This window comes from bacterium, from assembly GCA_024224155.1.
In the GTDB taxonomy this organism is placed as follows: Bacteria; Acidobacteriota; Thermoanaerobaculia; order Multivoradales; family JAHEKO01; genus CALZIK01.
This window is the reverse complement of the sequence record JAAENP010000515.1, coordinates 20,252-35,133: the sequence shown is the minus strand read 5'-3', so window position 1 is coordinate 35,133 and position 14,882 is coordinate 20,252. Positions and strand designations below refer to the sequence as shown.

The window sequence follows — 14,882 nt, the reverse complement described above, 5'->3', positions numbered from 1 at the left end:
GGCTGATCGCCTGAACGGGGCCTTGCCGGGCCGGGGTGTCAGGCTGCCGGCTCGGCTGTCGGATCGCCCAGGCAACGTCGAACGAGGGGGCCGACCGTGAGCCCCTGGACGATGATCGAGAAGACGACGATCGAATAGGTCACGGCAAGGATGACTTCACGATAGGCAACCGGCTCTCCGTGGAGCGTTCTAGGTATCGATAGCGCCAGCGCAACCGAGATTCCACCGCGCAGTCCGCCCCAGGTGAGGATCTTCACCGCATGGGGCGTGAAGCCCCTGAAGCGCCTCCTAAGGGTGATCGGGATTCCGACCGAGACGAAACGCACCGCCAGGAGCGCCGGGATCATCAGCAGGCCTGCGAGCAGGAACTCCCGGTTGAAGCGCAGCACCAGCACTTCGAGACCGATCAACAGGAAGAGAATGGCGTTCAGAATCTCGTCGATCAGCTCCCAGAATGTGTCCAGGTTGCTGCGTGTCAAATCCGACATCGCCACCTCACGGCCGTGGTTGCCAATGATGAGCGCCGCGATGACCATGGCGATCGGGCCCGACAGGTGAAGCCGGTTGGCAAGCGCGTAACCGCCGGCAACCAGGGCGAGCGAGATCAAGACCTCGAGGTGGTAATTGTCGATGGTGTACAGCAGATAAAAAGCCATGAACCCGAGGACCAACCCGATGAGCGCTCCGCCGACCGCTTCGAGCGCGAAGAGCTTGGCGACGTCACCTACCGAGACTTCCGATCCGGCTTCGCCGGCTTCAGATGCTGTATGCGCTGTCTCGGCCGCCTCATGGCTCACGACGGCGGCCGGCGCGTTGAGCTGGTTTGCGGATTCGTGCCCCTGAGCCGAGGCGTGCCCGAAGCCGATCACCCCGGCGATCGCCAGGAAGATCACCACGCCGACCCCGTCATTGAACAGGGACTCCCCGGTGATCTTGGTTTCGAGAGACTTGGGCGCTCCGAGCGTCTTTAGAATTCCCATGACAGCGATCGGGTCGGTCGGCGACACGATGGCCCCCAGGAGCAGGCAGTAGATGAACGGGACGTCGAAGTCGAGCACTCGGTTGAAGACGACCCAGGCCAGGCTGCCGGCAAGAAGAGTGGAGAGCAAGATGCCCGCCGTTGCCAGAAGCGCGATCACCCACTTCTGTTCTCGGAGGTCGCTCATATTGACGTGAAGCGCACCGGCAAACAGCAGGAAACCGAGCATGCCGTGCATGAGGGTCTGATTGAAGTCGATCGAGTTCAATAGCCCCTGGGCGGCCTCGAAGACCGGTGGAGAGTAGTGTCCGACCCAGATGAGAATCAGCGAAGTCACCAGCGCCATGACCATCAGGCCGATGGTGGCCGGCAGCTTCAGGAATCGGAAGTTCAGGTAGCTGAAGATCGCGGCCAGGGTGATGAGCGTTGCGAAGATTTCGAAGAGCGTCATGGCGGGAATTGTAGCGGTCGATCTCCGCTTGCCCTCGAGCGAAGCGAAGAGTGTCGACCGGCTCTGAGGTCGGTGCGCCGATTGAGTCGCGACGGTGGGTCCCTTCGCGAGCGCGGAGAGGCTCGCTCCGGAACCCACGCGCCACTCCTTCAAGCGCGGGTCGTCGCCGATCGGCAGGCACCCGGCCAGGGGCCGGCTCGGGCTAGGAGGCCTGCGGCGGTTGGGCCCTCGCCTGCGCGCCGCTACGCGCAAGCCGAGAGCGCTGTCCGTTTCGGCCTCTCGGGCGCTTGCGGCGAGCCCCCTGGGCCGGCTGCCTGCCGCATCGGTTTGCTTCGGAGGTTCGGCTTCTGACTCGCGGCAGATCAGTCCCACCCTGTCATTCTGAGGCCGTCGAAGATGGCCGAAGAATCCTTCCGGATAGCACCGAGAACGTGGAGTGGTCTGCTGAGAGACTCAAGTTACTTCGCGCCGGACCGTTCTTCCTCGGCACGCTCGAGATTCAGAGCGAGGAGCCTTTGCAGGATCTCGTCGTCGGTCAGGTCCGGCGGCCAGCCGTAGGCCGCGAACACCGCCTCGTCGAGCTCCCTGCGGGTGAAGCGAGCCAGGTGGGCCTTTGGCTGGAGAGTTTCGTCAGGGTGCGCTCCTTGAGTTTCACATCGCGGGCGTCGTCGTTGGCCGGAGGTGTGGACACCGAGCGGCGTCCATGCCCCAGAACGCGGAGCCCGTCGGCTGAGCTGCCGTTTGCGGCAGAGAAGACGGTCGACACCCTTCGCTTCGCTCGAGGGCAAGCGGAGATCGACCGCTACAGGGACTCCGGCGAGCCGCGGCTGGGGGCCGGCCGCGTGCGCCTCGGAGCGAGCCTCTCTTCGCTCGCGGAGAGGCGGCACCGGCGGCCTCAATCGGTAGTGGGGATCGAAGGGTCGTCGGTGACGATAGGACGGTCGAGACCCTTCGCTTCGCTCCAGGGCAAGCGGGGCTCGACCGCTACAAGGTTGACTGGCTCCGAGAACCAGTCGGGAGGGGACACCAAGGAATGATGTCCCCGATGAGGATGTCCCCGATGATGGTGGCCCCGAGGTCTAGCCCAGGAAGCCGCGGCTGAAGTAGTCCGAGAGCGTCAGGCCGATGAGGATGGCGAGCCAGAGGAACCCGGCGATGATCGACAGCTTGGTCATCGGGGCACTGTTGCGGACATGCATGAAGAAGAGCACAACCAGGGTCGTCTTGACGACTGCGATGGTCAGGGCGACGACGTCGTTGAAGGCGCCGAGGTCCGCAAACGCGGTGGCCACGGTCAGGGCGGTTCCGACCATCAGAGCGAGGAAGACCGCGATGTGGATTCTGACCGCGGGTACGAGTTCGCTCACGCCGCGTTCCTTCCCAGGAGATAGAGCAGGGGAAAGAGGAAGATCCACACGATATCGACGAAATGCCAGTAAAGGCCTATGCCTTCGACGAAGTTGTGATTCTCGGGCGTGAACCTGCCCTTCCAGGCCAAGACCATCAGCCAGATCAGAAGGCCGATTCCGATCACCATGTGCAGTGCATGCAGGCCGGTCATCAAGAAGTAGAGGTTGAAGAACATCTGCGCCGAGTTCGCCATCGCCTCCGGGAAGTGCGAGGCATCGAAGCCCGGGCCCGGAACCAGGTGCTCGTGAAACTTGTGGCTGTACTCGATGGCTTTGACGCCCAGGAACACCGAACCCAGGACAATGGTGCCGAAGATAAACCCGACGGTCGCCTTGCGTTGAGCCGTGGCCGCCGACCAAACAGCCAGCACCATGGTGAGGCTGGAGCTGATGAGAACGACCGTGTTGAACGCTCCCCACTCGATCGAGAGCTCGCTGCTTGCCAGGGCGAAGGCTTCCTGATTCGCGGTGCGGTAGACCACGTAGGCCGTGAAAAGACCACCGAAAAACATGATCTCGGTGATCAGAAAGACCCACATTCCGAAGAACGAGGCCTCCTGCTGCTGTAAATGGCTATCCCAGTGGTGAGCCAGGCCTGGGACGTGCGCCTCCGACGCCGTGCTATTCGACACGAGATTCCTTTCTCTTGGTGTACTCGTAGGCCTCGTGGTCCACCGTCGGCGGCTCGTCGAAATTGAAGGTCGGTGGCGGCGAGTGGGTTTCCCACTCGAGGCCCACGGCCCCCCAGGGATTCGCGCTCGCGCGCTTGCCGTAACGCATCGACCAGATCAGATAGATCACCGGGATCAGGTAACCGATGCCGAGGATGGTGGCTCCGGCCGAGGACATGACGTTCAAGACCTGGAAGTCGTCCGGATAGCTGTAGTAGCGCCGGGGCATGCCCATGTACCCGAGCAGGAACTGGGGAAAGAAGGTCAGGTTGAAGCCCAGGAAAATTACGATGGCTCCGAACTTGGACCAGAAGATCGGGTAGAGCCGGCCGGTGATCTTGGGCCACCAGAAGTGGAGGCCGCCGAGAAAGCCCATGATCGCGCCGCCCACCATGATGTAGTGGAAGTGGGCGACCACGAAATAGGTGTCGTGAACGTGGATGTCGATTCCGAGGGTGGCCAGCATGACGCCGGTCAGGCCACCGATGGTGAACAGGCCGATGAAACCCAGCGCATAGAGCATCGGCGTCTCCCAGGAGACGGAACCTTCATAGAGCGTCGCGGTCCAGTTGAAGACCTTGACCGCCGACGGCACCGCAACCAGCATCGACAGGACCGAGAAGATCATTCCGGCGTAAGGCGACTGGCTGGAGACGTACATGTGGTGGCCCCAGACCAGGAAACCCAGGATCGCGATCGCGACCGACGCGAAGGCCATGACCTTGTAGCCGAAGATCCGTTTGCGGGCGAACGCGGTGACGAGCTCCGACATGACTCCCATCGTCGGCAGAATCATGATGTAGACCGCCGGGTGCGAATAGAACCAGAACAGGTGCTGGAAGAGAACCGGGTCGCCGCCCAGGGCGGGATCGAAGATCCCGATGTGGAACATGCGCTCGGCCGCCAGCAGCAGAATCGTGATCGCCAGAACCGGGGTCCCGAGAATGAAGATCAGACTGGTGGCATAGTGCGCCCAGACAAAGAGCGGCAGCCTGAACCAGGTCAGCCCCGGGGCTCGCATGCGATGGATGGTGACGATGAAGTTCACCCCGGTCATGATCGACGAGAAGCCGGTGATGAAGATCCCCAGCCCGACGGCGATGACATAGGTATTGGAGTAGGTCGTCGAAAACGGTACGTAGAACGTCCAGCCGGTGTCGACGCCTCCCTGAAGGACCGCCCAGAGCGTGAATAGGCCGCCGATCGTGTAGACGTACCAACTCGCCAGATTGATCCTCGGGAAGGCCAGGTCCTTGGCGCCGATCATGAGGGGTATAAGAAAATTTCCCAGGACCGCCGGCACTGACGGAATCAAGAAGAAGAACACCATCAGGATGCCGTGCATGGTGAACAGGCGGTTGTAGGTGCCGGCCTGGACGAAGTCGCCGGCTGGCGTCACGAGCTCCAGCCGGATGAAGACGGCCATCAGCCCGCCGAGCAGGAAGAACAGGCTGACCGAGATGAGATAGAGAAGCGCGATCCGCTTGTGATCTCTGGTCAGCAGCCAGGACTTCACGCCGAAGTCGGCGTTGAGATAGTGCGTTCGCCGGCGATCGGCCTTGGCAACCTGTGTGCTCATGATCCCTGTTCCTCTGCCGGTCCCTCTGACGATCCCGCCGTCTCGGGCTCAGCCGGTGCTTCCTCGCCGAGTGATTTCAAGTAGCGAATGAGTTGGAGGAGCTCTTCTTCGGAGAGCCGGCCCTGCGCGGTAGGCATGATCGCCATGTATCCCTCGACGAGCTTGGCGCCGGGATTCAGAATCGACTCACGCAAGTAGTTTTCGTCGATCAGAACCTCAGAGCCGTCGGCGAACTTCTCCACCTTGCCGAAGATACCGTCGAGAATTGGAGCTTGAGCCGCGCTGTTGCTGCGGTGACAGGTGTCGCAGGCGAGTTGCGCGAAGAGCTCTTCGCCGGTCGCGACCCGCTGCGGGCCGAGGGTCCGGTTCCCCAGCCAGGCCTCATAGTCCCGCGGCTCCATCACGACCACCGAGCCGCGCATGAAGGAGTGCTCTGTTCCGCAGTATTCGGTGCAGAAGAGCCTGAAGGTACCGGCTTTTTCGGCCCGAAACCACAGTGTGGTGTAGCGACCGGGAAGCACGTCCATCTTGACCCGGAAGGCGGGAACGAAGAATGAATGGATCGCGTCCTCGGAAGTCATGACCAGCTTGATGGTCTGGCCGAGCGGGACGTGCAGGTCGTTGATCTCACGCCGGCCGTCGGGATGCTGAAACTTCCACATCCACTGCTTCGCGGTCACGTAGTAGGCGACGGCGTCGGAGGGAGGTCTCCGGGCTTCGAAGAAGATCTTGGCGCCCCAGCCGAACATACCCATGAGGATTGCCAGCGGAATCGCGGACCACACGATTTCGAGCCACAGGCCGCCTTTTTCGGGCTTGCCGACCTCGTCCTCGCTTCGACGCCGATAACGGATCGCGAAATAGAGAACCAAAACCGCGATCAGGAGGGAGAAGACCGCGGTGATGCCCAGTGCCGTGAAGTAGAGCGCGTCGATCTCTCGCGCCAGCTTGGTCGCGCTTTCGGGAAAGAGTGGAAACCTGTCTGACATTTAGGCGGTTCCCTCGGCGCTGCCGGCGGTTGTGTTCGGCGAGTGGACGCGCTCGCGACGCCGTGCGAGATAGACGAAGGCAGCGACGGCCAAGGCCGTCAGCATTCCGCCGACGCGAACGATTCTCAGGATTGCCGTGCTGTAACGCCCGGTCGCCGGGTCGTAGCGAAAGCAGAACAAGAGCACCTGGTCGACAAAGCCGCCGATCGTGCCTTCGCCGGCTTCGACCAGAGCCAGTCGAAGATCCCGCGGTGGATAGTCGATGCCGAAGAAAACTCGGGCGATCCGGCCCTCGGGTGTCAGAACGAAAAGTCCGGCCGCGTGTGCCATTTCGCCGCTCTTTTGATCGCGCTTGGCGGTATAGCCGATCGAGGTGGTGAGTCGCCGGATGGACTCGTCCGAACCGACCAGGAAGCTCCAGCCGGCCTCCGAGTCGAAGTACCGGAGAATCCGCTTGCGGGTCTTTGCCGCCAGCTCGTGGCCCTCGGTGGAATCGAACGAGAAGACGACGACGTCGAAATCGCGACCGACTTCCAGCGACAGAACCCTCAGACTCTTGGACAGGGCCTCGAGGACCAGGCCGCAGAGCATCGGGCAGTCGTAGTAAACGGGAACCAGCAATGCCGGGCGCTCGCTGAGGCGATCGCCCAGTAGGATTGTCCGTCCCGCGGCATCCACGAGCTCGAGATCCAGAGGAATCGGTTCGCCGAGCCGTTGCTCGAACCCGATTCCGCGCAGCTGTTCGGGTACCTGGCCGGCGGGAAGCCCGACTTTGGGCGGCGCCGTGGGTTGCGCCTCAGCGGGTCCAATGCCGACTCCGGCACCGCAAAGAACAGTACCCAAGAACGCCCATAGAAGCGCCTTTCTACCCGCGCTCACGGCGCCTCCTCCGAGCCCGGCCTCGACTCTTCAGCCAGCAGGTCGATCGCTGTCGCAACCGGCACTCGCGCCACGCCCGAAGCTTGATCGACCCAGTCAAAGGTAGAAAGCAAGTGTTCTTCCTCTTCACGCATGAGCCGCAGGTCTTCCTCGGGCTCGGCCTGAAGACGCGGCTCCGGTGGCAAGGGCTGAGTGCGAGCGGCGGGTAGTTTCGGCCGCGGCGGGTCTTGATCCGCCAGCCGCCCCTTCAGTGTGCCGGCCAAGACCCACATGAGAGCGGCCATGGCGACGACGACCACGGTCAGGCCGACGGCAAAGATGATCAGGCCCTTCAGGCTGAGCTCGCGATCGAGCTGCTCGTTCCATTGCGAGCTCATGCCTCGAGAGCCTCTTCGAGGTGGGGTTCACCAACCGGCAGGAGCGAGTGCTTGTTCAGCTGCGCGGTGAAAGCCGCGAACCAGAGACCTCCGACTGCCGCGAGGGTAGTGAGATCCAGCCAGTGCGGGATCGGGTATCCCGAGGAGCCGGAGCCCGGGTGGTCGGAGAACGCCGGTCCTGCCTGCCAGAAAAGGTCGATCCAATGCATGACCAGGAGCAGAATCGCGACCTTGGCGAGCGCATGGATGTTGCGCTTCCGTTTTCGCGAGAGCAGCAGGGCGAAGGGAACCGCGAAGTGGAATATCACCAGAGCCAGCGAGACCCAGATCCATCCGTGCTGCTGACGATGGAGATACCAGGCCGTCTCCTCGGGGAGATTGCCCATCCAAATGATCAGGAACTGTGACAGCCCAAAGTAGGACCAGAGCAGCACGAAGGCGAAAAGCAGATTGCCGTAGTCGTGATAGTGCTGAGGGCGGAAGGTGCCCTGCATCGGCTCGCGCCGGGCCAGGAAGGCCACCATGAGAATCGCGAACGCCATCGCCGCCACCGCCTGCCCGCCGATGAAGTAGACGCCAAAGAGGCTCGAGTACCAGTGCGGATCGAGCGACATCAGCCAGTCGACCGAGGCGAAAGTCGCGGTGAGACCGTAGATGCCGAGACCGGGACCGGCGAAACTCTGCATTTTGCGGAACAGTCGGGGATCGCCGGCTTCGTCCTGCCGCTTCGACAAGCGCAGAAGAGCCCAGATGAATCCTCCCCAGATCGCGAAGCAGAGAAAAGCCCGGAGAGTGAAGAACTGTGAGTTCAGGTACCAGGCCTTGACCTGCAACACTGGGTCGTCGGTGGCCTCCGCTCGAGCCCAAGGAAACAGCTCTTCCATGCCGAAGAGAATCGGCAGGAACAGAACGACGATGGCGGGCAGGGTTCGCGCTGCGGCCTCGAAGATGCGCCGGATCATCAGCCCCCAGGCGCCCGATGACATGTGATGCAGCATCATGGTGGCGAAGCCGCCCATTGCGATGCCCATCCAGAAAAGCCAGGCGACCAGGTAGGACCGGAAGAACTGGGTCCGGTCGAGAAACAGGCCCGCCACCGAGATTAGGGCCGCGACGGCCCCGATCAGGAGAGCCCGTTTGTTGAGCCGGCCCAGAGCGGCAGGCGGTGAGAAGCGCCCGGCGTCAATCATGAGCGGCAGTCTCCTCGTTGACCTCGCCGGCCTCGTTGGCGGCTGGCGTGGCCTGGGCCTCGACCGCGCTTTCGATTGCCTTGCGCTTCGGCTCATCGAGATCGGCCAACACCACGTTTTGGCTCAGCTGAAGAGCGCGGATGTAGGCGACGATTGCCCAGCGATCCTCGGCCTTGACCAGCGGGGCGTAGCTCGACATCTCGCCAAAGCCCCGGCTCATGACGTCGAAGTAGTAGCCCACCGGTTGGTCGCGGAGGCGGGCCTCGTGAAAGGAAGCCGGCTGTTTGAAGCCGCGACGGACAATCATGCCCCGGCCGTTACCGATGCGGCTGTGACAGGGGCTGCAGAATATGTCGTAGCGGTTCTGCCCGCGCTCGAGCAGTCCGCGCGTGTTGGCCACCGGTAGTTCGGCCAGAAACTGGTCGCCCGAAAGCCCGGTGTAGAAAGCCTCGTTGTCGCGGAGCTGGCCGCGGGCGACAGTACCTTCGATCGGCATCCGGTTTCCTCTGCCGTCGGCAAAGAAGTCGCTTGCCTCGTTGGGCTCGAGCACCGGCTGGTCGTGCATGTCCTGACGGCAGCCGCCGGCGCCGGCGACGGCAATCAGACAAAGGACCGCCCCCTCGCTAAGACGCAACTTCGGAGACCTCGGCGGGTTGTTGAGCTCTCAGGAAATCGGCGGTTCCCTTGCGGTCGAAGATCGGGTCCCACGCCGCTATGCACAGGAAGTAGCGGTCTCGCGAAGCCAGCGCGAAGCGCTCGACGTTGAAGACCGGGTGGTACGGCTGCGGTAGGCCGTTGAGGGCGAACATTCCCAGGACGGTGAAGAAGGTGGCCACCAGGATCGTCGTCTCGAAGGTGACCGGGATGAAAGCCGGCCAGCTGTTGAGCGGTCGGCCGCCTATGTTGAGTGGGTAGGCGATCACCGAAGCCCAGTACTGGAGTCCGAATCCGAGAATCGCGCCCAGGATGCCGCCGGCGAGAACGATCCCCGGCAGTTTCGACTTGTGCTGTCCGAGCGCCTCCCAGACATCCTCGATGGGGTAGGGCGTGTAGGCTTCCAACTCCGTGTAGCCGGCTTCGCGGGCGGCCTCGATGGCGCGGATCAGGCGACGCGGACCTCCGAACTCCGCCATGAGCCCGAACAGCGGCTGGCGTTCCAGGCTCATCCTTCCTCCTCATGGACGTCCGGTTCGGGCACGATGGTGCGCATCTCGAAGATCGAGATCATCGGCAGGAAGCGCAGGAACAGGAACAGGAGCGAGAGGAATAGACCGATCGTGCCGATGAAAGTCGCCCAGTCCCAGAAAGTCCCGTGGAACATTCCCCATGAAGAGGGCAGGAAGTCGCGGTGCAAGCTGGTTACGACGATGACGAAGCGCTCGAGCCACATGCCGACGTTGACGAACATCGCGACCACCCAGACCATCCAGGGAGTGCGACGGACCTTGCTGATCCAGATCATTTGCGGAGCCAACACATTGCACAAGAGCAGCAGGTGCCACTGCACCCGGTAGGGCCCCTGGATCCGGTTGAGGAGCATGAACTCTTCGTACTGGTTGCCGCTGTAGAAGGCCATGAAGATCTCGACCATGTAGCCGTAGGCCACGATCAGCCCGGTCGCCAACATGACCTTGGCCATATTCTGGATGTGGCGTTGGGTGATGAAGTCTTCGAGGTTGAAGACCTTGCGCAGCGGTACCGAGAGTGTCAGCACCATGGCAAAGCCGGCGAAGATCGCGCCCGCCACGAAATACGGCGGGAAGATGGTCGCGTGCCAGCCGGGAATCTGACCGACGGCGAAGTCGAGGCTGACGATCGTGTGCACCGAGACCACCAACGGAGTGGCCAGACCGGCCAGCAGCAGATATGCGGTTTCGTAGTTGTGCCAATGCGTGGCGGAGCCGCGCCAGCCCATCGCCAGGAAACCGTAGACGATCTGCTTGAAGCGCTTCGTGGTGCGGTCGCGAAGCGTCGCCATGTCCGGGATCAGACCGACGTACCAGAACAGTAGCGAGGCCGTCGCGTAGGTCGAAACCGCGAATACGTCCCAAAGTAGAGGGCTGCGAAACTGCGGCCACAGCTGCATGGTGTTGGGATAGGGCAGCAACCAGTAGGCGAGCCACGGGCGACCGACATGAATCAGCGGAAAGATCCCGGCGCAGGCGACGGCGAAAAGCGTCATCGCCTCGGCGAACCGGTTGATCGAGGTGCGCCACGGCTGCCTGAGTAGTAGCAAAATGGCCGAGATCAGAGTGCCTGCGTGGCCGATACCGATCCACCAGACGAAGTTGATGATTGCGAATCCCCAACCGACGGGAATGTTCAGGCCCCAGATGCCGGTGCCCGTGAAGAACAACTTGGCCAGGGCCAGCAGCAGCAGGTTCATCAGCAGGAAGGCGCCCCCGAAGGCGGGGAACCACCATTTGGGCGTCTTGGCAAGGACGACCTCGCTGATCTTGTCGGTAACCGACCCTGCAGTGTGTCCGGGACCGACCACCGGCGGCTTCGTCAGGATCTCGGTGGAGACGTTCGTGCGCTTCTCGCTCATCCGTGATGCGCTTCCGGCTCGTCGTCGAGCGCGGGGTTGGGGTTGCGCAGCTCGGCCATGTAGGTGGTCCGCGGCCGCGTGCTCAACTCTTCGAGGATTCCGTAGTCGAGAGGTGACGCCTTGCGTTCGGCGACTTTGGACTCGGCGTCATTGATGTTTCCGAAGACAATCGACTCAGTGGGACAAGCCTGCTGACAGGCGGTCACGATCTCGCCGTCTCGGAACTGGCGACCTTCGCGCTCGCTGGTGATCCGCGCCTGGTTGATGCGCTGCACGCAGTAGGTGCACTTCTCCATGACGCCCCGTGAGCGCACGGTGACGTCCGGGTTGCGCATCAGCTTCGCCACCGGCGTCTCGAAGTCCTGGTAGAGAAGAAAATTGAAGCGCCGTACTTTGTAGGGGCAGTTGTTCGAGCAGTAGCGGGTGCCGACGCAGCGGTTGTAGGTCATCTCGTTGAGACCTTCAGAGCTGTGCGTGGTCGCCGCCACCGGGCAGACCACTTCGCATGGCGCCTGCTCGCAGTGCATGCACATCACCGGCTGGTGATACACCTTCGGGTTGTCGAGGCTGCCTTCGAAATAGCGGTCGACACGGATCCAGTGCATTTCCCGGCCGCGGGCGACCTGCTCCTTGCCCACCACAGGAATGTTGTTCTCCGATTGACAGGCGATCACGCAAGCGTTGCAGCCGGTGCAGCTGGTCAGGTCGATCGACAGTCCCCAGGCGTAACCGTTGTACTCGACCGGGGGATAGAGGCTCAGGTCCTCTTCGCTCGAGTGCCCGAGGTGCTTCGCGAACTCAGGGTCTTGGCGGAAGTGCTCCACGGAAGCCGTTCGAACCAGGTGCCGTTTCTCGGCTTCTTTGCCTTCGAGCTCGATATTGCTGTGGAGCTGCGTGCTCGCAAGCGGGATCGATCCCTCACGCTTCTGCACACTGACCCCGGGAGCGATCCAGGGGTGGGACGAAGAGCGCAGCCGATAGGCGTCGGCGCCGTTTCCGTTGCCAACCCGGCCGGCGGCCGTTCGCCCGTAGCCGAGGTGAACTGTCACGGTGCGATCGGGCTGTCCAGGCTGGATCCAAACAGGCAGCTCGATTTCCCGGCCGTCGGCGGCAACCGCGACCTTGTCCTCGTTCTTGACGCCGAGGCGTGCGGCCATTCCCGGACCGACAATGGCAGCGTTGTCCCAGGTGAGCTTGGTGAGCGGTTTCGGGCATTCCTGGAGCCAGCCGTTGTTGGCGAAGCGGCCGTCGTAGATTGTCGGATCGGGTCGGAAAACGACCGCGCTTTCGCCGGTGACGCTGTTGGCGATCCCGGAAGCGGCCTTGGATACCGCGGCCGGATCGAGAACGGCACTTTCGGCCGCGGGCGCCGAATCGACCAGGAAACCGTCGTGGATGGCACGGCGAAAGCGCGCCTCGAAGCTTACGGCTTCCTCGGTGGATTCCGAATCCCCTCCCCAGGCTTCGGACCACGAGGCCTCGAGGATCTCGCGCGACGTCTTTTGTCCGTCCTCCGACATCGCCGCGAAGAACTCGAGCGCGGATTTGCCGTCGTAGAGCGGCTCGATCAGGGGTTGGCGAAGAGTAATCGTGCCGTCGTAGCTGAGACCGTCGCCCCAGGTTTCCAGATCGTGGGCTTGGGGTATGTGCCACTGACAGTAGGCGGAAGTCTCGTCCTCGTAGAGGCCGAAGCGGTAGCGGTTCGGCACCTTGAGCAGAGCCGCGGCGAAATCCAGGTCGGCGGGCGCGTCAAACACAGGATTGCCTCCGGCCAAGATCAGGACGTCGACCTCACCGGCCTGCATAGAGCTCGTCAACTCCCTCAGGGAATCCACACCGAGGCCGTCGATCTCGAAATTCGGCTGGTGAAGCTCGGCAGTTCGGCCGAGGTTGCCCAGATGAGCGTTGATAGCGTGAGCCAAGGCGTGGACCGCCGCGGAACAGTGGTCGCCCGCGACGACGAGCGAGAGCTCGCTATGGCGTTTCAGGTCTTCCGCTGCCGCCTCGAGCCACGCGGCTTCCGCCTCTCCGAGACCGCTGGCAGCGGGAATATCGGCAACAGCGGGCACACCGAGCAGGTGAGCCAGGGCGAGCACCGCGGTCTCGAAATCGGCCGCCGGAATCGGAAGCCGGTGATCGGCCTTGGCGCCGGTGGCACTGATGCTCGATTCGAGCGCGTAGAGCCGGTTCATCGGGCGCGGGCCTTCTGCATCCTGGGCCGAGTGCACTCGGCGAGCGGCCATGAAGTCGCGGGCGTAGCGCACGCTGCCCGGACCCTGGGTGAGGAAATCGGAATCGAGCGCTATCACGACCTGCGCCCGGTCGAACCGATAGCGAGGCTGGAGCTCGCGGCCGAAGGCGATCTTGGAGCCGGCATAGACGGCTTCTTGACTAACCGGCGAATACTGATGCCAGCGAGCGGCGGGATGCGCTGACAAAAGCCCATCGATTTGGCGTCGAAGCGTTGGAGAGGAAACCGGCTCGGTCAGGATCCGGAGCTTCAGATCGCCGAACGCTGACAGCGCCGAGAGTGTGCTTTGAGCCTCTCTTAGAAAAGAGGCCCAGGAGGATATCCGGCCGAGTTGCTTGACGACTTGCGAGCGATCGGGATCGTACAAACCTAGAATCGCAGCCTGGGGAAAAAGGTCGGACGCGCCCAGGCTTGCCGGGTGCTCGGGATTGCCTTCGATCTTCGTGGGCCGGCCGACGTGGCTTTCGGCCATGACTGGCTGGGCGAAACCGTCCAGGTCGAGCGATGTAGCGAAGAAGAGCGGCTGGCCCGGGACCAAGTTCTCAGGCTGGTCCACGAACGGTACGATCTTCTCTGGTGGCTGGTTCGTGCACGCGGTCAGGCCGCCCAGAGCCAGAGACGCTCCGGCCAGTTGCAGGAAGCGGCGTCGGCTGACGCCCTCGGGCCATTCAGCCGAGAATGCCGGGAACTCGCGGTGAATCAGCTCTTCGAACGCCGGATCCCCGGAGAGCTCTTCCAGGCTGCGCCAGAAGTTTTTGCCGTGCGAACGCTCGAGGCGCTTGCGCAGCTCCATGAATTTGGCGGTGTTCTTCGGTTCGCTCACGATGTCCTATCGGTGACAGACGGAACAGTTGGTTTTGCTTTGGATGCGGTACTCGGTCACAAGCTGCTTCCCGAGCTGTTCCTGGCCCTTTCCACCACCCGGCGCTTTCCAGGCCATATTGACTATTTCCGATCGCGGCCGAACGAATCGCTCTGGGTTGCGATGGCACTCCAGGCACCACTCCATTTGCAGAGACGAGGCCTGGTAGATGAGGGGCATTTCGTCAACACGGCCGTGACAGGAGGCACAGCCGATTCCCTTCGCCGAGTGAATCGAATGATCGAAGTAAACGAAGTCGGCCAGGTCGTGGATTCGTTCCCACCGAATGGGTTCGTCGTCGCGGTAGCTCCGGCGAACCGGCTCGAGCATCGGACTGTCGGCCCAGATCTGCTTGTGGCAGTTCATGCACGTGGCCGTGGGGGGGATGCCCGCGCTGGCAGCTTCTTCGGCCGAGGTGTGGCAGTAGCGGCAATCGATGCCCAGCGCCGCGGTGTGGTGGTCGTGGCTGAACGGAATCGGCTGCTTGATGACGACGCCCTGGCCGGTGCTGTAGGACGACCGATCCAGCTCCGCAAACACCCAACCGAGCGCTCCGACGAAGAAAACGGCTCCGAAGATCGTTACCTTCGAGAGCGTATTCGTGCTGCGATGGAAGATCTGAGCCATGAGCTGTCGGGAGCGAGCCTGAAACTAACTTGCCTGGGCCGGGCGGGCAACCCCGGCCGGGGCTTGTGAA

Annotated in this window: 13 protein-coding genes; all 13 read right to left on the bottom strand. The window is 62.7% G+C overall.

Annotated elements, in window-relative coordinates; all coding sequences use genetic code 11:
- Positions 1 to 38: 38 nt before the first annotated feature.
- On the bottom strand, positions 39 to 1,430 hold the full coding sequence (locus tag GY769_24195; protein MCP4205021.1) for a sodium:proton antiporter: 1,392 nt from the start codon (positions 1,428 to 1,430) through the stop codon (positions 39 to 41).
- A gap of 1,079 nt (positions 1,431 to 2,509) precedes the next feature.
- Positions 2,510 to 2,743 carry a hypothetical protein gene (locus GY769_24190; protein ID MCP4205020.1) on the bottom strand — a complete coding sequence of 78 codons (234 nt, stop codon included), beginning with the start codon at positions 2,741 to 2,743 and terminating at the stop codon, positions 2,510 to 2,512.
- Between the two features lie 50 nt (positions 2,744 to 2,793).
- Positions 2,794 to 3,378: a cytochrome c oxidase subunit 3 family protein gene (locus GY769_24185; protein MCP4205019.1), complete on the bottom strand. Its 585-nt coding sequence runs from the start codon at positions 3,376 to 3,378 to the stop codon at positions 2,794 to 2,796.
- An 82-nt stretch (positions 3,379 to 3,460) separates the two neighbouring features.
- Complete coding sequence (gene ctaD / locus GY769_24180) at positions 3,461 to 5,089, bottom strand: cytochrome c oxidase subunit I (protein ID MCP4205018.1); 1,629 nt, start codon at positions 5,087 to 5,089, stop codon at positions 3,461 to 3,463.
- The gene (coxB, locus tag GY769_24175) at positions 5,086 to 6,078 is read right to left on the bottom strand and encodes a cytochrome c oxidase subunit II (protein MCP4205017.1); all 993 of its coding nucleotides are present in this window, start codon (positions 6,076 to 6,078) and stop codon (positions 5,086 to 5,088) included. The genes ctaD and coxB overlap by 4 nt, the downstream gene beginning before the upstream one ends.
- Complete coding sequence (locus GY769_24170; protein MCP4205016.1) at positions 6,079 to 6,957, bottom strand: SCO family protein; 879 nt, start codon at positions 6,955 to 6,957, stop codon at positions 6,079 to 6,081.
- Positions 6,954 to 7,334 (bottom strand): hypothetical protein, encoded by a 381-nt coding sequence (locus GY769_24165; protein ID MCP4205015.1) that lies wholly within the window; start codon positions 7,332 to 7,334, stop codon positions 6,954 to 6,956. Before GY769_24165 ends, GY769_24170 begins: the two co-directional genes overlap by 4 nt.
- A complete protein-coding gene (locus tag GY769_24160) occupies positions 7,331 to 8,524 on the bottom strand; it encodes a hypothetical protein (GenBank protein ID MCP4205014.1) in 1,194 nt (397 codons plus the stop codon). Before GY769_24160 ends, GY769_24165 begins: the two co-directional genes overlap by 4 nt.
- Positions 8,517 to 9,089 (bottom strand): cytochrome c, encoded by a 573-nt coding sequence (locus GY769_24155; GenBank protein ID MCP4205013.1) that lies wholly within the window; start codon positions 9,087 to 9,089, stop codon positions 8,517 to 8,519. The genes GY769_24160 and GY769_24155 overlap by 8 nt, the downstream gene beginning before the upstream one ends.
- A 58-nt stretch (positions 9,090 to 9,147) precedes the next feature.
- Positions 9,148 to 9,690 (bottom strand): DUF3341 domain-containing protein, encoded by a 543-nt coding sequence (locus GY769_24150; protein ID MCP4205012.1) that lies wholly within the window; start codon positions 9,688 to 9,690, stop codon positions 9,148 to 9,150.
- Positions 9,687 to 11,072: a polysulfide reductase NrfD gene (gene nrfD, locus GY769_24145; GenBank protein ID MCP4205011.1), complete on the bottom strand. Its 1,386-nt coding sequence runs from the start codon at positions 11,070 to 11,072 to the stop codon at positions 9,687 to 9,689. Before nrfD ends, GY769_24150 begins: the two co-directional genes overlap by 4 nt.
- Entirely contained in the window at positions 11,069 to 14,116 is a 3,048-nt protein-coding gene (locus GY769_24140; protein MCP4205010.1) for a TAT-variant-translocated molybdopterin oxidoreductase, read from the bottom strand. The genes nrfD and GY769_24140 overlap by 4 nt, the downstream gene beginning before the upstream one ends.
- A gap of 36 nt (positions 14,117 to 14,152) precedes the next feature.
- Complete coding sequence (locus GY769_24135; protein MCP4205009.1) at positions 14,153 to 14,812, bottom strand: cytochrome c3 family protein; 660 nt, start codon at positions 14,810 to 14,812, stop codon at positions 14,153 to 14,155.
- Positions 14,813 to 14,882: the final 70 nt, after the last annotated feature.

Coding starts and splice junctions, on each gene's coding strand:
- GY769_24195 (MCP4205021.1), bottom strand. CDS start 1,430: ATGACGCTCTTCGAAATCTTCGCAACGCTCATCACCCTGGCCGCGATC.
- GY769_24190 (MCP4205020.1), bottom strand. CDS start 2,743: ATGGTCGGAACCGCCCTGACCGTGGCCACCGCGTTTGCGGACCTCGGC.
- GY769_24185 (MCP4205019.1), bottom strand. CDS start 3,378: ATGTGGGTCTTTCTGATCACCGAGATCATGTTTTTCGGTGGTCTTTTC.
- ctaD (MCP4205018.1), bottom strand. CDS start 5,089: ATGAGCACACAGGTTGCCAAGGCCGATCGCCGGCGAACGCACTATCTC.
- coxB (MCP4205017.1), bottom strand. CDS start 6,078: ATGTCAGACAGGTTTCCACTCTTTCCCGAAAGCGCGACCAAGCTGGCG.
- GY769_24165 (MCP4205015.1), bottom strand. CDS start 7,334: ATGAGCTCGCAATGGAACGAGCAGCTCGATCGCGAGCTCAGCCTGAAG.
- GY769_24160 (MCP4205014.1), bottom strand. CDS start 8,524: ATGATTGACGCCGGGCGCTTCTCACCGCCTGCCGCTCTGGGCCGGCTC.
- GY769_24155 (MCP4205013.1), bottom strand. CDS start 9,089: ATGCACGACCAGCCGGTGCTCGAGCCCAACGAGGCAAGCGACTTCTTT.
- GY769_24150 (MCP4205012.1), bottom strand. CDS start 9,690: ATGAGCCTGGAACGCCAGCCGCTGTTCGGGCTCATGGCGGAGTTCGGA.
- nrfD (MCP4205011.1), bottom strand. CDS start 11,072: ATGAGCGAGAAGCGCACGAACGTCTCCACCGAGATCCTGACGAAGCCG.
- GY769_24140 (MCP4205010.1), bottom strand. CDS start 14,116: ATGGAGCTGCGCAAGCGCCTCGAGCGTTCGCACGGCAAAAACTTCTGG.
- GY769_24135 (MCP4205009.1), bottom strand. CDS start 14,812: ATGGCTCAGATCTTCCATCGCAGCACGAATACGCTCTCGAAGGTAACG.